General features: G+C 60.5%; 17 protein-coding genes. 1 reads left to right on the top strand and 16 read right to left on the bottom strand.

What is annotated here, in order from left to right; all coding sequences use genetic code 11:
- Nucleotides 1-1,113, bottom strand: coding sequence for an S-(hydroxymethyl)glutathione dehydrogenase/class III alcohol dehydrogenase (locus tag BLU76_RS14705; RefSeq protein WP_063322750.1), 1,113 nt, complete (start codon nt 1,111-1,113; stop codon nt 1-3).
- A gap of 107 nt (nt 1,114-1,220) precedes the next feature.
- On the opposite strand from BLU76_RS14705, the gene BLU76_RS14710 reads away from it, so the two are divergent.
- Nucleotides 1,221-2,117, top strand: a complete 897-nt coding sequence (locus tag BLU76_RS14710; RefSeq protein ID WP_072343395.1) for a LysR family transcriptional regulator — start codon at nt 1,221-1,223, stop codon at nt 2,115-2,117.
- A 52-nt stretch (nt 2,118-2,169) separates the two neighbouring features.
- Here the strand turns inward: BLU76_RS14710 and ispD are convergent, their stop codons facing one another.
- The 15 genes from ispD to bamA all read right to left on the bottom strand — a co-directional run bounded on the left by ispD (nt 2,170) and on the right by bamA (nt 20,995).
- Nucleotides 2,170-2,877: a 2-C-methyl-D-erythritol 4-phosphate cytidylyltransferase gene (gene ispD, locus BLU76_RS14715; RefSeq protein ID WP_092223243.1), complete on the bottom strand. Its 708-nt coding sequence runs from the start codon at nt 2,875-2,877 to the stop codon at nt 2,170-2,172.
- Nucleotides 2,874-3,152 carry a cell division protein FtsB gene (gene ftsB, locus BLU76_RS14720; RefSeq protein WP_003184873.1) on the bottom strand — a complete coding sequence of 93 codons (279 nt, stop codon included), beginning with the start codon at nt 3,150-3,152 and terminating at the stop codon, nt 2,874-2,876. Before ftsB ends, ispD begins: the two co-directional genes overlap by 4 nt.
- A 171-nt stretch (nt 3,153-3,323) precedes the next feature.
- Nucleotides 3,324-4,613: a phosphopyruvate hydratase gene (gene eno / locus BLU76_RS14725; protein WP_063322753.1), complete on the bottom strand. Its 1,290-nt coding sequence runs from the start codon at nt 4,611-4,613 to the stop codon at nt 3,324-3,326.
- Between the two features lie 204 nt (nt 4,614-4,817).
- Nucleotides 4,818-5,663, bottom strand: coding sequence for a 3-deoxy-8-phosphooctulonate synthase (kdsA, locus tag BLU76_RS14730; protein ID WP_063322754.1), 846 nt, complete (start codon nt 5,661-5,663; stop codon nt 4,818-4,820).
- Nucleotides 5,664-5,667: 4 nt separating this feature from the next.
- A complete protein-coding gene (locus BLU76_RS14735) occupies nt 5,668-7,299 on the bottom strand; it encodes a CTP synthase (protein ID WP_003198266.1) in 1,632 nt (543 codons plus the stop codon).
- Between the two features lie 274 nt (nt 7,300-7,573).
- Nucleotides 7,574-8,899 carry a tRNA lysidine(34) synthetase TilS gene (gene tilS / locus BLU76_RS14740; RefSeq protein ID WP_092223245.1) on the bottom strand — a complete coding sequence of 442 codons (1,326 nt, stop codon included), beginning with the start codon at nt 8,897-8,899 and terminating at the stop codon, nt 7,574-7,576.
- Nucleotides 8,900-9,031: 132 nt separating this feature from the next.
- Complete coding sequence (locus BLU76_RS14745; RefSeq protein WP_063322756.1) at nt 9,032-9,979, bottom strand: acetyl-CoA carboxylase carboxyltransferase subunit alpha; 948 nt, start codon at nt 9,977-9,979, stop codon at nt 9,032-9,034.
- Nucleotides 9,980-10,128: 149 nt separating this feature from the next.
- Nucleotides 10,129-13,650, bottom strand: coding sequence for a DNA polymerase III subunit alpha (gene dnaE / locus BLU76_RS14750; protein WP_063322757.1), 3,522 nt, complete (start codon nt 13,648-13,650; stop codon nt 10,129-10,131).
- Nucleotides 13,651-13,891: 241 nt separating this feature from the next.
- Nucleotides 13,892-14,551, bottom strand: coding sequence for a ribonuclease HII (gene rnhB / locus BLU76_RS14755; RefSeq protein WP_092223246.1), 660 nt, complete (start codon nt 14,549-14,551; stop codon nt 13,892-13,894).
- Nucleotides 14,548-15,678 (bottom strand): lipid-A-disaccharide synthase, encoded by a 1,131-nt coding sequence (gene lpxB / locus BLU76_RS14760; protein WP_092223247.1) that lies wholly within the window; start codon nt 15,676-15,678, stop codon nt 14,548-14,550. The genes rnhB and lpxB overlap by 4 nt, the downstream gene beginning before the upstream one ends.
- A gap of 2 nt (nt 15,679-15,680) precedes the next feature.
- Nucleotides 15,681-16,457 (bottom strand): acyl-ACP--UDP-N-acetylglucosamine O-acyltransferase, encoded by a 777-nt coding sequence (gene lpxA / locus BLU76_RS14765; protein WP_003198252.1) that lies wholly within the window; start codon nt 16,455-16,457, stop codon nt 15,681-15,683.
- Entirely contained in the window at nt 16,454-16,894 is a 441-nt protein-coding gene (gene fabZ / locus BLU76_RS14770) for a 3-hydroxyacyl-ACP dehydratase FabZ (protein WP_003184897.1), read from the bottom strand. The genes lpxA and fabZ overlap by 4 nt, the downstream gene beginning before the upstream one ends.
- Nucleotides 16,895-16,999: 105 nt before the next feature.
- Nucleotides 17,000-18,055 carry a UDP-3-O-(3-hydroxymyristoyl)glucosamine N-acyltransferase gene (gene lpxD / locus BLU76_RS14775; protein ID WP_060738995.1) on the bottom strand — a complete coding sequence of 352 codons (1,056 nt, stop codon included), beginning with the start codon at nt 18,053-18,055 and terminating at the stop codon, nt 17,000-17,002.
- A 3-nt stretch (nt 18,056-18,058) separates the two neighbouring features.
- Complete coding sequence (locus BLU76_RS14780; protein ID WP_003184901.1) at nt 18,059-18,562, bottom strand: OmpH/Skp family outer membrane protein; 504 nt, start codon at nt 18,560-18,562, stop codon at nt 18,059-18,061.
- Nucleotides 18,563-18,607: 45 nt separating this feature from the next.
- Nucleotides 18,608-20,995, bottom strand: coding sequence for an outer membrane protein assembly factor BamA (gene bamA, locus BLU76_RS14785; RefSeq protein ID WP_063322760.1), 2,388 nt, complete (start codon nt 20,993-20,995; stop codon nt 18,608-18,610).
- Nucleotides 20,996-20,999 lie beyond the last annotated feature (4 nt).

A 20,999-nucleotide genomic window follows, 5' to 3' on the forward strand; every position in this document is an offset into this window, starting at 1 on the left:
TCAGAAATGAATAACGGTGCGGATGCTCTTGCCTTCATGCATCAGGTCGAATGCCTTGTTGATATCTTCCAGGCCCATGGTGTGGGTAATGAAAGTATCCAGCGGGATTTCGCCCTTCTCGGCCATGTCCACGTAGCTTGGCAATTCGCTGCGACCGCGCACGCCACCAAAGGCCGAACCGCGCCAGACGCGCCCGGTCACCAACTGGAAGGGACGGGTGGCGATTTCCTGGCCGGCGCCGGCCACGCCGATGATCACCGACTCGCCCCACCCTTTGTGGCAGCACTCCAGCGCGGCACGCATCAACTGGACATTGCCGATGCACTCGAAGGAAAAGTCCACGCCGCCGTCGGTCATATCCACGATGACCTCCTGGATCGGACGATCGAAGTCTTTCGGGTTGACGCAATCGGTAGCGCCCAGTTGCTTGGCGATTTCGAACTTGGCCGGGTTGATGTCAATGGCAATGATGCGCGAGGCCTTGGCCTTCACGGCACCAATCACGGCCGAAAGGCCGATGCCGCCCAGGCCGAAGATCGCCACGGTATCACCTGGCTTGACCTTGGCAGTGTTGAGGACCGCGCCGATGCCAGTGGTGACACCACAACCCAGCAGGCAGACTTTTTCCAGCGGCGCTTCTTTTGGAATCTTCGCGACGGAGATTTCCGGCAGCACGGTGTACTCGGAGAACGTCGAGGTGCCCATGTAGTGGAAAATCGTCTCGCCCTTGTAGGAAAAGCGCGAAGTGCCGTCCGGCATCAGGCCTTTGCCCTGGGTGGCGCGAATCGCTTGGCAGAGGTTGGTCTTGCCCGACTTACAGAATTTGCACTGGCCGCACTCCGGGGTGTACAGCGGGATCACATGGTCCCCCACCGCGACCGAGGTCACGCCTTCGCCGACGGCTTCGACAATAGCGCCGCCTTCGTGGCCGAGGATCGACGGGAAGATCCCTTCCGGGTCGGCGCCCGACAAGGTATAGGCGTCGGTGTGGCAAACACCGGAAGCCACCACGCGCAACAGCACTTCGCCCGCCTTGGGCATGGCGACGTCGACTTCAACGATTTCCAGGGGTTTCTTGGCCTCGAAGGCAACGGCAGCGCGCGACTTGATCATCCGGTCTCTCCAGCAAATAAAAACAAGACCGGGAGTGTAATCCTCCGCCGGACGATGAATAATCCAACCAAAAGCAAAACATTATTGCCGTACAGGGATAATCCTTCATGTCCGAAAACCGCTGGGAGGGGATCGACGAGTTCGTCGCCGTGGCCGAATGCAGTCAATTCACCGCCGCCGCCGAACGCCTCGGGGTGTCGTCTTCCCATATCAGTCGACAAATCGTACGGCTCGAAGAACGTCTACAAACACGTTTGCTGTACCGCAGTACCCGCCGGGTGACACTGACCGAAGCCGGGCAAACCTTTTTGCAGCATTGCCAGCGCCTGCAGGACGGACGCGAAGAAGCACTGCGGGCCGTCGGCGACCTGGCCAGCGAACCCAAGGGCATGCTGCGCATGACCTGCGCCGTGGCCTACGGCGAGCGATTTATCGTGCCGCTGGTGACGCGCTTCATGGGGCTCTACCCGCAGTTGCGGGTCGACATCGAGCTGAGCAATCGCCCATTGGACCTGGTACATGAGAGCCTGGACCTGGCGATTCGCCTGGGTCGCTTGCAGGACTCCCGCCTGGTCGCTACGCGCCTGGCACCGCGACGCATGTACCTGTGCGCTTCCCCCTCATACCTGGAACGCTACGGGCGACCCCACAGTCTGTCGGAACTGAGCCGCCACAACTGCCTGATCGGCAGCTCCGACATCTGGCAGTTGGAGCAGAATGGGCGGGAATTTTCCCAGCGGGTACAGGGAAACTGGCGCTGCAACAGCGGGCAAGCGGTGCTCGATGCGGCGTTGCAAGGTGTGGGGTTGTGCCAACTGCCGGATTATTACGTGCTGGAGCATTTGCACAGCGGTGCATTGATCTCGCTGTTGGAAGCCCATCAGCCGCCGAATACGGCAGTGTGGGCGTTGTATCCACAGCAGCGGCATCTGTCGCCGAAGGTGCGCAAGTTGGTGGAATATTTGAAGGAAGGGTTGGCTGGGCGGCCGGAGTATCGGGGGTGACCGGGGGTCTTTGTTGCCTGGGCTGACGATCTAACGAGGGAACAGATCCCGTTTAATGCCGATTCGCCCAGCGCTGGCGCAACCACTCCAAATCTTCCGGCCGGGTGACCTTGATATTATCGGCCCGCCCTTCGATCAGCCGTGGCGCCTGCCCCGCCCACTCCATGGCGGACGCTTCATCGGTAATCACCGCATCCGCCACCAGGCTGTCAGCCAGGGCCCGATGCAAGGCGCCGAGGCGGAACATCTGTGGCGTGTAGGCTTGCCAGATCACGCTGCGATCAACGGTCTCCAGCACGCGGCCGTGTTTGTCGACGCGCTTGAGGGTGTCGCGCGCCGGAACGGCCAGCAGGCCGCCGACCAGGTCGTTCGCCAACTCGCTGAGCAGTGTGTCCAGGTCGGCCCGGGCCAGGTTGGGCCGGGCAGCGTCGTGCACCAGCACCCAGTCGTGATCGTCGGCGCCCTGCTCGTGCAGGTGCAGCAAGGCATTGAGCACTGAATCCGAACGTTGCTCGCCACCGTCGACACGCTGGATGCGTGTGTCGTTGGCACAGGCCAGGGTCGGCCAGTAGGGATCATCGTGTGCAAGGCTGACCACCACGCCCTTGACGGTGGGATGGTCGAGGAAACAGCCGAGGCTGTGTTCAAGAATTGTGCGTCCGCCCAATTGCAGGTATTGCTTGGGACGGTCCGCAGCCATACGAGCGCCAACGCCCGCGGCAGGAATTACGGCCCAGAAGGCCGGCAAACGAATACTCATTGGGCCAACTGGTAGAGGGTTTCGCCCTCCTTGACCATGCCCAGTTCATGTCGAGCCCGCTCTTCAACGGTCTCCATGCCTTTTTTCAGCTCTGTCACTTCGGCGTCCATCACCCGATTACGCTCCAGCAGCGCCTCGTTTTCGGCGTGTTGGTCGGCAATTTGCTGAGTCAGGTCGGCCACTTGCGCCAAGCTGCCATTGCCCACCCACAGGCGGTACTGCAGGCCGGCCAGCAACAGGAGCAAGACAAGAAACAACCAATTGGGACTGCGCATCGAATATCAGGTATCCAGTGAAAAAAGACCGCCATGCCAAACTTTGAAGCGTCTGATAGCACGAAGCCTGGAAGAACCAGGCTTGTGCTTGATAAGGCATCAGATTAGAGACAAAACCGCCGCCATGGCGACTTTTGCGACCTAAACCGCTGTCTTTTTACCATTTACCGCTTAACCGCGAAACTCGGCGCGACCGTTGTACTTGGCCTTGCCATTCAATTGCTCTTCGATACGCAGCAGTTGGTTGTACTTGGAAACGCGGTCGGAACGGCACAGCGAACCGGTCTTGATCTGGCCTGCCGCAGTGCCCACGGCCAGGTCGGCAATGGTCGAGTCTTCGGTTTCACCGGAACGGTGGGAGATCACGGCGGTGTAGCCGGCAGCCTTGGCCATCTGGATGGCTTCCAGGGTTTCGGTCAGGGTGCCGATCTGGTTGAACTTGATCAGGATCGAGTTGGCGATCTTCTTGTCGATGCCTTCTTTCAGGATCTTGGTGTTGGTCACGAACAGGTCGTCACCCACCAGCTGGGTTTTCTCGCCGATCTTGTCGGTGAGGATTTTCCAGCCAGCCCAGTCGGACTCGTCCAGGCCGTCCTCGATGGAGATGATCGGATAACGTTCGGTCAGGCCCTTGAGGTAGTCGGCGAAACCTTCGGCAGTGAACACCTGGCCTTCGCCGGACAGGTTGTACTTGCCGTCTTCGAAGAACTCGCTGGCGGCGCAGTCCAGGGCCAGGGTCACGTCGGTGCCCAGCTTGTAGCCAGCGTTGGCCACGGCTTCGGAGATCACTTTCAGCGCGTCTTCGTTGGACGCCAGGTTCGGTGCGAAACCGCCTTCGTCGCCAACCGCGGTGCTCAGGCCACGGGCTTTGAGCACAGCCTTGAGGTGATGGAAAATCTCGGTGCCCATGCGCAGGCCTTCGGAGAAGGTCTTGGCGCCAACCGGCTGCACCATGAATTCCTGGATGTCGACGTTGTTATCGGCGTGCTCGCCGCCGTTGATGATGTTCATCATCGGCACCGGCATCGAGTAGACACCCGGGGTACCGTTGAGATTGGCGATGTGTGCGTACAGCGGCAGGTCCTGGTCCTGGGCAGCGGCCTTGGCGGCGGCCAGGGACACGGCAAGGATCGCGTTGGCGCCCAGGGAGGCTTTGTTCTCGGTACCGTCGAGCTTGATCATCGCGTGATCGAGGGCTTTCTGGTCGGCAGGGTCCTTGCCCAGCAACAGGTCGCGGATCGGACCGTTGATGTTGGCGACGGCTTTGAGCACGCCCTTGCCCAGGTAACGGCTCTTGTCGCCATCACGCAGCTCCAGCGCTTCGCGCGAGCCAGTGGAAGCACCGGACGGCGCGCAGGCGCTGCCGATGATACCGTTGTCGAGAAGCACGTCCGCTTCAACAGTGGGGTTGCCACGGGAGTCGAGAACTTCACGACCTTTGATGTCGACGATTTTTGCCATTGTTGTAAACACTCCAAAGTTGACTAGAACGTTGCAGGAAGCTTGCTCCCACTCGGCTGCGACACGACTTGAACTCAACGGGAGCGCTTCGCACTCCAGCGGGAGCAAGCTCCCTCGCCACAGGGTACAAGGCGTGCCCTCAAGAACGGTGCGGCCCGCAGGCCAGAGCGATTATCGGGCGGTACTTTACCGGAGAAAACCGCGTTACGCGGTTTCTATCGTCGGAAAACTCTTGACCAGCTCGTCCAACGCCTTGAGCTGAGACAGGAAGGGTTCCAGCTTGTTCAAACGCAAGGCACAAGGACCATCGCACTTGGCGTTGTCTGGATCGGGGTGGGCTTCGAGGAACAGACCGGCCAGGGACTGGCTCATGCCCGCCTTGGCCAGATCAGTGACCTGGGCGCGCCGACCGCCAGCGGAGTCGGAACGACCGCCAGGCATCTGCAAGGCATGCGTCACGTCGAAGAGCACCGGGTACTCAAACTGCTTCATGATGCCGAAGCCGAGCATGTCCACCACCAGGTTGTTGTAGCCGAAGCTCGAACCACGCTCGCAGAGGATCAACTGGTCATTGCCGGCCTCTTCGCACTTGCTCAGGATGTGTTTCATTTCCTGGGGCGCGAGGAACTGGGCTTTCTTGATATTGATCACCGCGCCGGTCTTGGCCATCGCGACCACCAGGTCGGTCTGGCGCGACAGGAAGGCCGGCAACTGGATGACGTCGCAGACCTCGGCGGCGACGGCGGCCTGGACCGGCTCGTGGACGTCGGTGATGATCGGCACGCCAAAGGCTTGCTTGATGTCCTGGAAGATCCGCATGCCTTCTTCCAGGCCTGGGCCACGGTATGACGTCACGGACGAACGGTTGGCCTTGTCGAAACTGGCCTTGAAGACATAAGGAATCCCCAGTTTCTGGGTGACCTTCACGTACTCTTCGCAGACCTGCATCGCCATGTCGCGGCTTTCCAGCACGTTCATGCCGCCAAACAGCACCATGGGCTTGTCGTTGGCAACCTCAATGTCGCCGACGCGGATTATCTTCTGAGCCATCGTCTTATGCCTTTTTCTGGTGTTGAGCCAAAGCGGCTTTCACGAAACCGCTGAACAACGGATGACCGTCCCGTGGTGTCGAGGTGAACTCGGGGTGGAACTGGCAGGCGACGAACCATGGGTGATCCGGAGCCTCGACCACTTCGACCAGCGCGCCGTCACCGGAACGACCGGAGATCTTCAGGCCGGCTTCGATCAACTGTGGCAACAGGTTGTTGTTCACTTCGTAGCGATGACGGTGACGCTCGACGATCACATCCTTGGCGTAGCAATCGTGCACCTTGGAGCCGGCTTCCAGCAGGCATTCCTGGGCACCGAGACGCATGGTGCCGCCCAGGTCCGAACTTTCGGTACGCACTTCCACGGCACCGGTAGCATCTTCCCACTCGGTGATCAGGCCCACGACCGGATGGCCGCTGGCACGATCGAACTCGGTGGAGTTGGCATCTTTCCAGCCCAACACGTTACGGGCGAACTCGATGACCGCCACTTGCATGCCCAGGCAGATACCCAGGTAGGGCACCTTGTTTTCGCGAGCGTATTGCACGGCAGTGATCTTGCCTTCCACGCCCCGCAGGCCGAAGCCGCCCGGCACGAGGATCGCATCGGCGCCTTCGAGCAGGCCGGTGCCCTGGTTCTCGATGTCTTCGGAATCGATGTAGCGCAGGTTGACCTTGGTACGGTTGCTGATGCCGGCGTGACTCATCGCCTCGATCAGCGACTTGTAGGCGTCCAGCAGTTCCATGTACTTGCCGACCATGGCGATGGTGACTTCGTGCTCCGGGTTGAGCTTGGCATCGACCACGGCTTCCCACTCGGACAGATCGGCACTGGCGCATTGCAGGCCGAAGCGCTCGACGACGAAGTCGTCCAGGCCCTGGGAGTGCAGGATGCCCGGAATCTTGTAGATGGTGTCGGCGTCTTCCAGACCGATGACCGCACGCTCTTCAACGTTGGTGAACTGGGCGATCTTGCGACGCGAAGAGATGTCGATCGGGTGATCGGAGCGGCAGATCAGCACGTCCGGCTGCAGGCCGATGGAACGCAGTTCCTTGACCGAGTGCTGGGTCGGCTTGGTCTTGGTTTCGCCAGCGGTGGCGATGTACGGGACCAGGGTCAGGTGCATCAGCATCGCGCGCTTGGCGCCGATTTCAAAACGCAACTGGCGGATGGCTTCGAGGAACGGCTGGGACTCGATGTCGCCCACGGTACCACCGATCTCGACCATCGCCACGTCGGCATCGCCGGCACCCTTGATGATGCGGCGCTTGATTTCGTCGGTGATGTGCGGGATGACCTGGATGGTCGCGCCCAGGTAGTCACCACGACGCTCCTTGCGCAGCACGTGCTCGTAGACACGGCCGGTGGTGAAGTTGTTGTTCTGGGTCATGGTGGTGCGGATGAACCGCTCGTAGTGGCCCAGGTCCAGGTCGGTCTCGGCGCCGTCGTGGGTGACGAACACTTCACCGTGCTGGAACGGGCTCATGGTGCCCGGGTCGACGTTGATGTACGGGTCCAGCTTGAGCATGGTGACCTTAAGTCCCCGCGCCTCCAGGATGGCCGCCAATGAAGCCGAGGCAATGCCTTTCCCCAATGAAGAAACAACACCGCCCGTGACGAATATGTAGCGCGTCATGAAAAACCCTAGAAGTCTGCGTTAAAGCGGTCCGAGCCGCCGGGGAAAGCGAAGGAAGGCCGAAGCCCCCGATCACCTGCATTAATCACAGTGCACCTTTCAAAAAAACCGCCGCGTTGGGACAGACCGGAAGTGAAATCACCGGTACGTTGCTCGCTACACATTTTTTGGAATCGCCCAGCAAAGACTGCTTGGTAATCGGCAACTCCTGCAATTCAGGCGAATCCACAGAAGTTGTATCAAGAAGGGAGCGTAGTCTACCGGAAAGCCCCTTTCAGCTCAAACCCAGATCTTGGCTTCCTGGCGTCCAGATCAATTGCCAACTGCCATCAGCCTGTGCATCGAGCCCGGTCAGGTTGGCCACCGCCAGCAATTGCTCGCCCTGATAGAGCAGCGGCAATCGGCCGCGAACGAACACCGGCACGGCCTTTTCATTGAGCAAACGCTTGAGGTCACGATGACCACGACCCGCTAACACCATCACCTCGCCGCCTTGACGATAGCGCACGCTAAGCGGTCCCGCAGGCGGCGTGCCGTCGAGCACTACCCGACCATTGCCCGGCAAGCGCAGCGCAACCGCCGGATCGGCCCAGTCGACGGTGCCTGGCAGCGAACATAGCCAGTGGTCGGATAACCACCAGACCCGCCCGGCGGCGCGATGCAGCTCGCCACCGGCCAGGCGCCAGATCGGCCGGGCATCGTCGGCAGCATCGCGCAACGAGTCCCAGCCCGACCAGTGATCGGTGTCGGGCAGCAGGGTCATCGGTGCCAGCCAGTGGCTCAAGGCGTTGCGCTGACGGGCCGGCGACAACGCCCGCAAAGGCGCCAGCGCCAGGGATTGCAGCCCGAGCCAGTCGAACGCGCCCGGGGTCGCGGCCTGGGCCAGGTCGATTTGCGCCAGATCGTCCAGCAACCCCTGGGCTTCGCCCATGTGCGCAGCGCTACGAGCCAGGGTCGTCGAAGCTTGGGGCCATTGCTTGGCCAACACTGGAAAAACTCGCTGGCGCAGGTAATTGCGCGCGTACCGATGGTCGTCGTTGGATGGGTCTTCGATCCAGCTCAAGCCACGCTGCCTCGCATAGGCTTCCAGCTCCACCCGGGGCACATCGAGCAAGGGCCGCAGCAAATGCCCTTGACCCAAAGGACGCTGCGCCGGCATCGCCGCCAGGCCCTTCACCCCCGCTCCCCTTAGCAGGCGAAACAGCAGGGTTTCGGCCTGGTCATCGCGATGCTGGGCGGTAAGCAGCACTTCATTGCTGTGGATCGCCGCGACAAAGGCCGCGTAACGCGCTTCCCGCGCGGCGCGCTCGACACTGGGGCCTGGACGCACTTGCACAGCCACCACGTCCAGCGGCACGCCCAGGGCCGCACAGACCGAACGGCAATGGTCCGGCCACGCCTCGGCCACCGCCTGGAGGCCGTGATGCACATGGATAGCGCTCAGCGGGGGCAAGGGTTGGCGTTGAGAAAGGGTTACGAGCAGGTGCAGCAGGACGGTGGAGTCGAGGCCGCCGGAGAAGGCGATGCGCCAGGTGGCGGCGTTGCGCCAGGAGGATAGCTGTGTGAGGAGCCGGGTTGGCAGGTCCGTGCTGTGGTTCATAAGGGTTTGCCTTGGCACAAACAAATGTGGGAGCGGGCTTGCTCGCGAAAGCGGTGTACCAGTCAACGCATCTGTTGAATGTTAAACCGCTTTCGCGAGCAAGCCCGCTCCCACATGGGTGTTGCAGTCAGATCAGAGGCCGTAGCTCATCAACCGCTCGTAGCGACGAGCCAGCAGCGCTTCGTTGTCGAACTTCTTGAGCATCGACAGTTGCGAGCTCAGCTCGGCGCGGATCAGTGCCGCCGCTGCAGCCGGATCGCGGTGAGCGCCGCCGACTGGCTCGCTGATCACTTTATCGACGATACCCAGGCCTTTGAGACGCTCGGCGGTAATGCCCATGGCCTCGGCGGCATCCGGCGCCTTCTCGGCGGTTTTCCACAGGATCGAGGCGCAACCTTCCGGCGAGATCACCGCATAAGTGGAATATTGCAGCATGTTCAACTGGTCGCAGACGCCGATGGCCAACGCACCGCCGGAACCGCCTTCGCCAATCACAGTGGCGATGATCGGGGTTTTCAGGCGCGCCATGACGCGCAGGTTCCAGGCAATTGCTTCGCTCTGGTTGCGCTCTTCGGCGTCGATGCCCGGGTAGGCACCCGGCGTGTCGATGAAGGTCAGGATCGGCATCTTGAAGCGCTCGGCCATTTCCATCAGGCGGCAAGCCTTGCGGTAGCCTTCCGGACGCGGCATGCCGAAGTTGCGACGTACTTTCTCGCGCACTTCGCGGCCTTTCTGATGGCCGATCACCATCACTGGCTGGTCTTCCAGACGGGCGACACCGCCGACGATCGCGGCGTCGTCGGAGAAGTGACGGTCGCCATGCAGCTCATCGAACTCGGTGAAGATATGCTCGATGTAGTCCAGGGTATAGGGACGACGCGGGTGACGCGCCAGGCGGGCGATCTGCCAGCTGGTCAGCTTGCCGAAGATGTCTTCGGTCAGCGTGCGGCTTTTGTCCTGCAGACGAGAGATTTCATCGCCGATATTCAGCGAATTGTCATTACCGACCAAGCGCAACTCTTCGATCTTGGCTTGCAGGTCGGCGATCGGCTGTTCGAAATCTAGAAAATTCGGGTTCATAGGCGTCCGTCTTGGGTCGACGTCCAAGAGAGCTTGGGCCGGCCGGTTGTCTATTCGCGCCTACCTTAAGGGAGAGGCGCGTTCAGGTCGAGATTAAAAATTCGGGTCGAGATCAGGGGTATTCCGGTTTCAAGAATGGCCCCTGGCCGTCAACGGTATTGGAGGAAGACGTTGTCTTTGCCGAACTGGTCACGCAAGGCTTGAATCAACGCATCCGCCGGATCGATCCGCCAGCCTTCGCCGAACTGCAACACAGCCTTGGCATCGGGGCGTACGTACTCCATGGTGATCGGACAAGCACCGCGATGGCGCTTGAACAATTCGCCCAACCAGCGTAGCTGATCGCCCTTGAGATCCTGGGTCTGCAACTTCAGGCGCAGGCTTTCAGCCAGGTTGGTACGGGCATCTTCCATGCTCATCACCCGCTTGACCCGCAGCCGCAGGCCACCGGAAAAGTCATCGTTGCTGACCTCGCCTTCCACCACCACCATCGCGTCGGTCTGCAACAGCGACTGCGCCGAATGGAACGCATCGGCGAAAAGTGACGCCTCGATGCGCCCGGAGCGGTCGTCGAGGGTGATGAAACCCATCTTGTCGCCCTTTTTGTTCTTCATCACCCGCAGGGCGATGATCATGCCGGCGACGGTTTGCGTATCGCGCGCCGGCTTGAGGTCGATGATGCGCTGACGGGCGAAGCGGCGGATCTCGCCTTCGTATTCGTCGATCGGGTGCCCGGTGAGGTACAGGCCCAGGGTGTCTTTCTCACCCTTGAGGCGTTCCTTGAGGGTCAGCTCCTTGGCCTTGCGATGATTGCCGTAGACATCGGCGTCTTCTTCGACGAACAGCCCGCCAAACAGGTCGGCATGGCCGCTGTCATGGGTGCGGGCAGTCTGTTCGGCGGCCTTGATCGCCTCCTCCATTGCCGCCAGCAACACCGCGCGGTTGCGGTCGATGTTGGCCTGGTAGGCCTTGGGCTCATCCTGGAAATAAGGCCCCAGGCGGTCCAGGGCGCCACTGCGGATCAAGCCGTCGAGGGTGCGCTTGTTGATGCGCTTGAGGTCAACCCGGGCGCAGAAATCGAACAGATCCTTGAACGGCCCGTCCTGGCGCGCTTCGGTGATGGCTTCCACCGGCCCCTCGCCCACGCCCTTGATCGCGCCCAGGCCGTAAATGATGCGGCCTTCGTCGTTCACCGTGAACTTGAACTCCGAAGCGTTCACGTCCGGTGCGTCGAGGCGCAGTTTCATGGTCCGCACTTCTTCGATCAAGGTCACGACCTTGTCGGTGTTGTGCATATCCGCCGACAGCACCGCGGCCATGAATGGCGCCGGGTAGTGCGCCTTCAGCCACGCGGTCTGGTACGACACCAGGCCATAGGCGGCGGAGTGGGATTTGTTGAAGCCGTAGCCGGCGAACTTTTCCACCAGGTCGAAAATGTTACCGGCCAGGTCAGGGTCGATGCCGTTGGTGGCGCACCCCTCAATGAAACCGCCGCGTTGCTTGGCCATTTCCTCGGGCTTTTTCTTACCCATCGCCCGACGCAGCATGTCCGCGCCGCCAAGGGTATAACCGGCCATGACCTGGGCAATCTGCATCACCTGTTCCTGGTACAGGATGATGCCGTAGGTCGGTGCCAGCACCGGTTTCAAGCCTTCGTACTGATAGTCCGAGTGTGGGTACGCCAGCTCGGCGCGACCGTGCTTACGGTTGATGAAGTCATCCACCATGCCCGATTGCAGCGGGCCCGGACGGAACAGGGCCACCAGTGCGATCAGGTCTTCCAGGCAGTCGGGCTTGAGCTTTTTGATCAGCTCTTTCATGCCCCGGGATTCAAGCTGGAACACCGCTGTGGTTTCGGCTTTTTGCAGCAGGTTGTAGGTCGGCTTGTCATCGAGCGGGATGAAGGCAATGTCCAGCGGTTCTTCGCCGACCTTGGCCCGGTCACGGTTGATGGTTTTCAGCGCCCAGTCGATGATGGTCAGGGTGCGCAGGCCGAGGAAGTCGAACTTCACCAGGCCAGCCGCCTCGACGTCGTCCTTGTCGAACTGGGTCACCAGGCCGTCGCCTTCTTCATCGCAATAGATCGGCGAGAAGTCGGTCAGTTTGGTCGGCGCGATGACCACGCCACCGGCGTGCTTGCCAACGTTACGCACCACGCCTTCGAGCTTGCGGGCCATCTCCCAGATTTCCGCGGCTTCTTCATCGACCTTGATGAAGTCCCGCAGGATTTCTTCCTGCTCGTAGGCTTTTTCCAGCGTCATGCCGACTTCGAACGGAATCATCTTCGACAGACGATCCGCCAGGCCGTAGGACTTGCCCTGTACCCGCGCCACATCGCGCACCACGGCCTTGGCGGCCATGGAACCGAAGGTGATGATCTGGCTCACGGCGTTGCGACCGTACTTCTCGGCCACGTAGTCGATCACCCGGTCACGACCGTCCATGCAGAAGTCGACGTCGAAGTCGGGCATGGAGACCCGTTCCGGGTTGAGGAAACGTTCGAACAGCAGGTCATATTCCAGCGGATCGAGGTCGGTGATCTTCTGCACATAGGCCACCAGCGACCCGGCACCCGATCCACGGCCAGGACCCACCGGCACGCCGTTGTTCTTGGCCCACTGGATAAAGTCCATCACGATCAGGAAGTAACCGGGAAAGCCCATCTGGATGATGATATCCAGCTCGAAATTCAACCGATCGACATAGACCTGGCGCTTGGCTTCGTAATCTTCGGTGGTGTCCTTGGGCAGCAGGACGCTGAGGCGCTCCTCAAGACCATCGAAGGACACCTTGCGGAAATACTCGTCGATGGTCATGCCATCGGGGATCGGGAAGTTGGGCAGGAAGTGCTTGCCCAGCTTCACTTCGATGTTGCAGCGCTTGGCGATCTCGACGGTGTTTTCCAGCGCCTCCGGCAGATCGCTGAACAACTCGGCCATTTCCTCGGCGCTTTTGAGGTATTGCTGGTCGCTGTAGTTCTTTGGACGGCGCGGATCATCAAGGGCGCGGCCCTCACCGATGCAGACACGGGTTTCGTGGGCCTCGAAATCCTCCTGCTTGATGAAGCGCACGTCGTTGGTCGCCACCAGTGGCGCGCCTATCTTGTCGGCCAGGGCCACGGCGGCGTGCAGGTGTTCTTCGTCGTTGGGGCGATTGGTGCGCTGCACTTCGATGTAGAAGCGATCGGGAAACACCGCCATCCAGTCGCGCGCCAGGACTTCAGCCTCTTCGGCGTTGCCACTGAGCAGGGCCAGGCCGATTTCACCCTCCTTGGCCGCCGACAGCATGATCAGCCCTTCGCTGGCTTCAGCCACCCACTCGCGCTCGATGATGATCGAGCCATTGCGCTGGCCGTCGATAAAGCCGCGAGAAATCAGTTCGGTCAGGTTGCGGTAACCCACGGCATTCATCACCAGCAGGCTGATGCGACTCAACGGCGCGTCCGGGTCCTTGTTCGACAGCCACAGGTCGGCACCGCAGATCGGCTTGATCCCAGCGCCCATGGCGGCCTTGTAGAACTTGACCAGCGAACACATGTTGTTCTGGTCGGTGACCGCTACGGCAGGCATGTTCATGCCCACCAGGGTCTTGACCAATGGCTTGATCCGCACCAGGCCGTCGACCAGGGAGTATTCAGTGTGCAGGCGTAGATGAACGAATGAAGCCGGCATAGTGATCCTGCGTTAAGTCATGAAAACAACAAGGCCTGGATTGTACCGGGCCTTGGGTAAAACATCAGCCATGAGTGTCCGGTCTTGAAAATGCGAACACGGCTTTTGTGGCGAGGGGATTTATCCCCGCTGGGGCGCGAAGCGGCCCTTAAACCTGACAACCCGGTCCATCTGATGGACTTTGGGACTGCTTCGCAGTCCAGCGGGGATAAATCCCCTCGCCACAAAAGCAGCGTTCGCCTTAAGAAACAGGGCACTGACTGTTTATGATCAACCCTTCACGAGCCTCATAGGCCAACCGCACCGGAGCGAACGAACGCCGATGAATGGGCGTTGGCCCAAGGCGCGCCAGGGCTTCGAGATGCACGGGGGTCGGGTAGCCCTTGTGTCCACCGATGCCATAGCCCGGGTAGATCAATTCGAAAGCAGCCATTTCCCGGTCACGGCTGACCTTGGCCAGGATCGAGGCCGCCGCGATGGCGGGCACCTTGCCGTCGCCCTGGATGACCGCTTCGGCGCGCATCGGCAGTTTCGGGCAACGATTGCCGTCGATCATCGCCAGCTTCGGCGTGATGTGCAGGCCTTCCACGGCACGCTGCATGGCGAGCATGGTCGCGTGCAGGATATTCAGTTCGTCGATTTCTTCGACTTCGGCCCGGGCAATGCACCAGCTCAGGGCTTTCTCGCAGATTTCGTCGTAGAGTTTTTCGCGACGGGCCTCGGTGAGCTTCTTGGAGTCGTTGAGCCCCAGGATCGGCCGGTTCGGATCAAGAATCACCGCCGCTGTCACCACCGCGCCGCACAACGGGCCGCGCCCCACCTCATCGACACCGGCCACCAGTTCTTCCACTTCGGCGACCAGGTTGAAGTCCAGGCCCATCTGTAGCTTTACATTACTCATTGTTTTGCGCCGATCAGGGTCAGCACTGCGTCCGCCGCCTGGTTGGAGGCATCGCGGCGCAAAGTGCGGTGGATTTCGTCAAAGCCCCGGGTCTGTTCCTGGCCGCCGTCGATCAAAGGCGCAAGCGTATTGGCCAATGCATCGGCGGTCGCCTCGTCCTGCAACAACTCGGGCACCAGCAAGCGCTGGGCCAGCAAGTTCGGCAGGGAGACGTAAGGGCTCTTGACCATACGCTTGAGGATCCAGAATGTCAGCGGCGCCAGGCGATAAGCGACCACCATCGGGCGCTTGTACAACAACGCCTCAAGGGTAGCAGTGCCGGACGCAATCAACACGGCATCACACGCCGCCAGCGCCTCATGGGAGCGACCGTCGAGCAGTGTAATCGGCAAGTCGCGACCGACCAGAAGCGCTTCCAGCTGGGCCCGGCGCTCTGGACTGGCACAAGGCAGGACAAAACCCACACCGGGGCGCAACGTCCGAAGGCGCTCAGCGGCATCGAAAAACAAACCACCCAAGCGGCTCACTTCGCCGCCCCGGCTGCCAGGCATCAAGGCCACCAGCGGTCCTTCCGCCAGGCCCAACGCCTGGCGAGCGGCTACGCGGTCGGCCTCCAGGGGGATCGTATCGGCCAGGGTATGACCGACAAACCGCACCGGTACGCCCTTCTCTTCGTAGAATTTGGCTTCGAATGGCAGCAGCGTCAGCATCAGGTCGCAACCTTCGCGAATCTTCAGCACCCGCTTCTGCCGCCAAGCCCAGACCGATGGACTGACGTAATGCACGGTCTTGATACCGGCCTGACGTAGCTTGAGTTCGATATTGAGGGTGAAATCCGGCGCATCGATGCCGATGAACACATCCGGTTTTTCATCGATCAGGGTCTGGATCAGCTTCTTGCGCCGGGCCAGCAGCTCACGCAGGCGACCGAGTACTTCCACCAGGCCCATCACCGACAGGCGTTCCATCGGGAAATAGGACGTCAGCCCCTCGGCCTCCATCAACGGCCCACCAACACCAATGAATTCGACAGCGGGGTGCTGCGTCTTGAGCGCGCGCATCAGACCGGCGCCCAGAATGTCACCGGAAGCCTCTCCCGCCACCAGTGCAATACGCAAATTAGCCATGGTCAGCGAGTGATGCCGCGGGTCGAAGACTGTATGGAATCGCGGAAGATCGCCACTTCCGGGTGTTGCGCTGAAGCCTCGGCCAGTTCGGCGAGTGCCTGTTCGACCGTCAGGCCCTGGCGATACACGACCTTGTAGGCGCGACGCAGTGCCGTGATCGCCTCTTCGCTGAAACCACGCCGACGCATGCCTTCGAAGTTCATGCTGCGGGCTTCGGCCGGGTTGCCGAACACCGTGACATAGGCCGGGACGTCCTTGCCGATGGCAGTGCCCATGCCAGAGAAACTGTGGGCGCCGATATGGCAATACTGGTGCACCAGGGTGAACCCGGACAGGATCGCCCAATCGTCCACGTGCACATGGCCGGCCAGGGCGGTGTTGTTGACCAGGATGCAATGGTTGCCAATCACGCTGTCATGGCCGATGTGCGCATAGGCCATGATCAGGTTATGGTCGCCCAGGGTCGTTTCGGAACGATCCTGAACGGTGCCACGGTGAATCGTCACACCTTCGCGGATCACGTTGTGATCGCCGATGACCAGACGGGTTTCTTCACCTTTGTACTTGAGATCGGGCGTGTCCTCGCCTACCGAAGAAAACTGGTAGATGCGATTGTGCCGACCGATCCGGGTCGGTCCCTTGAGAATTACGTGGGGACCGATCACCGTACCCTCGCCAATTTCCACACCTGCGCCGACAATCGACCACGGGCCGACCTCGACATCGGCGGCCAAAACGGCCGTCGGATCGATGATTGCGCGAGGGTCAATCAAACTCATAGTTTGCGTTCCGCACAGATGATTTCAGCGGAGCAGACTGGCTTGCCGTCGACCGAAGCCTGGCATTCGAATTTCCAGATCTGGCGCTTGCAACTGATGAACTTGGCTTCGAGGATCAACTGATCGCCCGGGGTGACCGGCTGGCGGAAGCGCAGCTTGTCGGAGCCGACGAAGTAATAGAGCGTGCCGTCGGCAGGCTTTACGTCGAGCATTTTGAAACCAAGGATCCCGGCAGCCTGGGCCATCGCCTCGATGATCAATACGCCCGGCATGATTGGATGCGCGGGGAAGTGACCATTGAAGAACGGCTCGTTGATGCTGACATTCTTATAGGCGCGAATGCGCTTGCCTTCAACGTCCAGGTCCACCACCCGATCCACCAGCAGGAACGGGTAACGGTGAGGCAGGTATTCGCGAATCTCGTTGATGTCCATCATTTCGGGGGGAAGCCTATGTAAAGATTGGGAGCGCACGAGTGACGCGCACTCCGCTAGCAAATCAAGATGCCCTAACGGCTGTGCACACTTGATATGGAAATGGTATCAGCCATCTGATGAAGCATTACCGCCAGGGGTCACGTCCCCTACACGCTTTTCCACCTGCTTGAGGCGCCGCGCGATGTCGTCGAGCTGACGGATACGCGCCGCGCTCTTGCGCCATTCGGCTGCCGGCTGCATGGCCGTACCGGAAGAATAGGCACCCGGCTCGGTAATCGAGTGGGTCACCATGGTCATCCCGGTCAGGAACACGTTGTCACAGATATCGATATGGCCCACCAGCCCCACGCCACCGGCGAGCATGCAATGCTTGCCGATCTTGGTGCTGCCGGAGATGCCCACGCAGGCGGCCATGGCGGTGTGATCACCGACCTGGACGTTGTGGGCGATCTGGATCTGGTTGTCGAGCTTGACGCCATTGCCGATGACCGTATCGGCCAGGGCGCCGCGGTCGATCGCGGTATTGACGCCGATCTCCACGTCATCGCCAATGGTGACGCCACCGATCTGGGCGATCTTCTGCCAGATGCCTTTCTCGTTGGCGAAACCGAAGCCTTCGCCGCCCAACACCGCGCCGGATTGAATCACCACGCGCTTGCCGATGCGGACATCGTGGTACAGGGTGACCCGTGGGGCCAGCCAGCCACCTTCACCGATCTCGCTGCGTGCGCCAATGACACAATGGGCACCCAGCGTGACACCCGCACCAATGCGGGCCGCGCTTTCGATGACCACGAACGGACCGACGCTGGCCGTGGGATCGACCACGGCATCCGCCGCGATCACCGCGCTGGGATGAATACCAGCAGCCGACTTGGGCTTGGGATCGAACAGATGGGAAATTCGCGCATACGCCAGGTACGGATCGGGCACGATCAGGGCATCGCCGGCAAACCCTTCGGCATCAGCGGCCTTGAGCAACAGCGCGGCGGCCCGGCTATCGGCCAGATACTTGCGATACTGAGGATTTGCCAGAAAGCTCAACTGAGCTGGGCCAGCCTCTTGCAAAGTGGCTAGCCCAGTAATTGCCTTCTCCGGGTCGCCACGCAGGGTGGCGCCGAGGAACTCGGCCAACTGGCCGAGCTTGATAGTCGCTGTCATGGATTACTTCAGCTGATTCATGCGCTCGATTACCTGGCGCGTGATGTCGTATTGAGGCTTGACATCGATCACTGCGCCACGCTCGAACACCAGGTCAAAACCACCTTTCTTGATGACTTCTTCCACGGCGCTGTCGAGTTTCGGCTTGAGTTGCTTGAGCATTTCGCGGTCGGCAACAGCTTTCGCTTCGTTCAGCTCCTTGGACTGGAACTGGAAGTCACGGGCCTTTTGCTTGAATTCAAGCTCCAGACGCTCACGCTCGCCCTGGGCCATCTTGTCGCCACCGGCTACCAGACGATCCTGAATGCCCTTGGCGCTGCTTTCCAGGCCCTTGAGCTTGGTCAGTTGCGGACCGAATTTCTTCTCCGCATCCACGGCGTATTTCTTCGCTGCGTCGGATTCCAGCAGGGCCATCTGATAATTCAGCACGGCAATCTTCATGTCGGCAAAAGCCGGACCGGCGACCAGCACGGTGGCCAGGAGAACCAATTGAGTCAACTTACGCACGATGTACTCCTACAAAATCCATTGTCGTTATCTTGGGTCAGGCGCTTAGAACGTCTGGCCGAGGGAGAATTGGAACACTTGGGTTTCAGCGTCATCCGGTTTCTTGATCGGCATCGCCAATGCGAAGCTCAAGGGGCCCAGCGCGGTGACCCAGGTCACGCCCACGCCGACGGAACTGGCCAGGTTGCTCAGGCTGATGTCGTTGCACTCCGTATTGGAGTTGCCCCCGTTAGAAGTAGTGGTGTCTTCGCATGTGGAGTCGAATACGTTACCGACGTCCCAGAATACCGAAGTGCGCAACGAGCGCTGATCCTTGACGAACGGCATTGGGAAAAGCAACTCCACGCCACCCTGGAGGAGGACGTTACCGCCGAATGGCAGCGGATCCTGGTCCGGATCACGGATTGTACCAGTGTTACCCGTGACACTCGCTCCCCGGCTCGGCGTACTGCGCGGCCCGAGCGTACTGTCCTTGAAGCCACGCACCGAGTTGAAACCACCGGCGTAGTAGTTCTCGTAGAACGGCAGGCCATCGGTCGAACCGTAGCCGTCGCCATAACCCAGTTCGGTGTGCAGGCGCATGGTGTAGTTGTCGGTCAACGGCTGGAACAGTTGGCCACGATAGTCGAGCTTGAAGAACGACAGGTCACTACCCGGCACAGTCGTTTCCAGGACCAGGCTCTGGGAATGACCACGGGTCGCCAGCACGCCCTTGTTCAGGGTCGACTCGGACCAACCGGCAGACGCCTTGAAGTTCAGGTACTTGTCGCCTTCTTTCTCGACGAAATCGAAGATCTCGTCAACGGTATAGCGGCCAGTGCTGATCTCGTCCTGCTGGGCGGTGAGACCGAATGTAAGCCGCGAAGTCTCGCTGATTGGATAACCCACGTTGACGCCGGCACCCAAGCTGTCTACTGCATAGCTGGAGACATCGGAATCGAGCTCGTCATAGTCGGTGGTACGGTAGAAGGCGTTATAGCCCAGGCTCACGCCGTCAGCGGTCCAGTAGGGGTCCACGTAACCGAAGTTGTAGCGGGTCTGGTACTCACTGCGAGTCAAACCGATGCTGACCTTGTTACCGGTACCCAGGAAGTTGTTCTGGGTGATCGAGCCACCGAGGATCAGACCGGCACTCTGGGCAAAACCGACGCTGGCAGTGATCGAGCCGGAAGCCTGCTCTTCGACGCTGTAGTTCACATCCACCTGGTCATCGACACCGGGCACTGCCGGGGTCTCGACGTTGACTTCCTTGAAGAAACCCAGGCGCTCCAGGCGGGTCTTGGACTGGTCGATCAGGTAGGTCGAGGCCCAACCGCCTTCCATCTGACGCATTTCACGGCGCAGCACTTCGTCCTCGGACTTGGTGTTGCCACGGAAGTTGATACGGTTGACGTAGGCACGCTTGCCCGGGTCCACGGCGAAGGTGATGTCGACGGTGTGGTCTTCATCATGCGGCTGTGGCACGCCGTTGACGTTGGCGAAGGTGTAACCCTCGTTACCCAGGCGGCGGGTGATCAGCTCGGAGGTGGTGGTCATCAGCTTGCGCGAGAACACCTGGCCCTTCTGCACCAGCAGCAGCGACTTGACCTGGTCTTCAGGCACTTTCAGGTCGCCGCTGAGCTTGACGTCACGAACGGTGTATTTCTCGCCTTCGTTGACGTTGACTGTGATGTAGACGTGCTTCTTGTCCGGGGTGATGGACACCTGGGTCGAGGCGATGTCCATGTTGATGTAGCCGCGGTCCAGGTAGTAGGAACGCAGGCGCTCCAGGTCACCGGAGAGTTTTTCACGGGCGTACTTGTCGTCGTTCTTGAAGAACGACAGCCAGTTGGTGGTCTTGAGTTCGAACAGGTCGATCAGGTCTTCGTCAGGGAAAACCGTGTTGCCCACCACGTTGATGTGCTGGATGGCTGCCACGGTGCCTTCGTTGATATTGACCTTCAGGCCGACGCGGTTGCGCGGTTGCGGCACCACTTCGGTGTCGACGGTGGCCGAGTAGCGACCCTGGGCAACGTACTGGCGTTGCAGTTCGTTGCGTACACCTTCGAGGGTGGCACGCTGGAAGATCTCGCCTTCGGCCAGGCCGGATTGCTTGAGGCCTTTCATCAGGTCTTCAGTGGAGATCGCCTTGTTGCCTTCGATCTCGATACTGGCGACCGACGGGCGCTCGACAACGGTGATGACCAGGACATTGCCGTCACGGCCCAGTTGGATATCTTGAAAGAAGCCGGTCTTGAACAGCGCACGCGTGGATTCCACCAGGCGCCGATCATCCGCCTGCTCGCCGACGTTCAACGGCAAGGCACCAAAGACGCTACCCGCGGAGACCCGCTGGAGGCCATTGACGCGAATATCAGAGATAGTGAAGGACTCGGCGTGAACTTCGGCGATCATCAATACGGTGAGAACCGCAGTTAGCAGCAGACGTTTCATGAAG

Source organism: Pseudomonas sp. NFACC08-1 (genome assembly GCF_900106735.1).
Lineage (GTDB): Bacteria > Pseudomonadota > Gammaproteobacteria > Pseudomonadales > Pseudomonadaceae > Aquipseudomonas > Aquipseudomonas fluorescens_Q.

Bases quoted from the DNA above. Each gene is read 5' to 3' on its own strand.
- tilS (WP_092223245.1), bottom strand. From the start codon at position 8,899: ATGAACCACAGCACGGACCTGCCAACCCGGCTCCTCACACAGCTATCC.
- lpxB (WP_092223247.1), bottom strand. From the start codon at position 15,678: ATGGCTAATTTGCGTATTGCACTGGTGGCGGGAGAGGCTTCCGGTGAC.
- lpxD (WP_060738995.1), bottom strand. From the start codon at position 18,055: ATGACAGCGACTATCAAGCTCGGCCAGTTGGCCGAGTTCCTCGGCGCC.
- BLU76_RS14705 (WP_063322750.1), bottom strand. From the start codon at position 1,113: ATGATCAAGTCGCGCGCTGCCGTTGCCTTCGAGGCCAAGAAACCCCTG.
- fabZ (WP_003184897.1), bottom strand. From the start codon at position 16,894: ATGATGGACATCAACGAGATTCGCGAATACCTGCCTCACCGTTACCCG.
- bamA (WP_063322760.1), bottom strand. From the start codon at position 20,995: ATGAAACGTCTGCTGCTAACTGCGGTTCTCACCGTATTGATGATCGCC.
- kdsA (WP_063322754.1), bottom strand. From the start codon at position 5,663: ATGGCTCAGAAGATAATCCGCGTCGGCGACATTGAGGTTGCCAACGAC.
- BLU76_RS14710 (WP_072343395.1), top strand. From the start codon at position 1,221: ATGTCCGAAAACCGCTGGGAGGGGATCGACGAGTTCGTCGCCGTGGCC.
- ispD (WP_092223243.1), bottom strand. From the start codon at position 2,877: ATGAGTATTCGTTTGCCGGCCTTCTGGGCCGTAATTCCTGCCGCGGGC.
- rnhB (WP_092223246.1), bottom strand. From the start codon at position 14,551: ATGAGTAATGTAAAGCTACAGATGGGCCTGGACTTCAACCTGGTCGCC.
- lpxA (WP_003198252.1), bottom strand. From the start codon at position 16,457: ATGAGTTTGATTGACCCTCGCGCAATCATCGATCCGACGGCCGTTTTG.
- dnaE (WP_063322757.1), bottom strand. From the start codon at position 13,650: ATGCCGGCTTCATTCGTTCATCTACGCCTGCACACTGAATACTCCCTG.
- eno (WP_063322753.1), bottom strand. From the start codon at position 4,613: ATGGCAAAAATCGTCGACATCAAAGGTCGTGAAGTTCTCGACTCCCGT.
- BLU76_RS14735 (WP_003198266.1), bottom strand. From the start codon at position 7,299: ATGACGCGCTACATATTCGTCACGGGCGGTGTTGTTTCTTCATTGGGG.
- ftsB (WP_003184873.1), bottom strand. From the start codon at position 3,152: ATGCGCAGTCCCAATTGGTTGTTTCTTGTCTTGCTCCTGTTGCTGGCC.
- BLU76_RS14745 (WP_063322756.1), bottom strand. From the start codon at position 9,979: ATGAACCCGAATTTTCTAGATTTCGAACAGCCGATCGCCGACCTGCAA.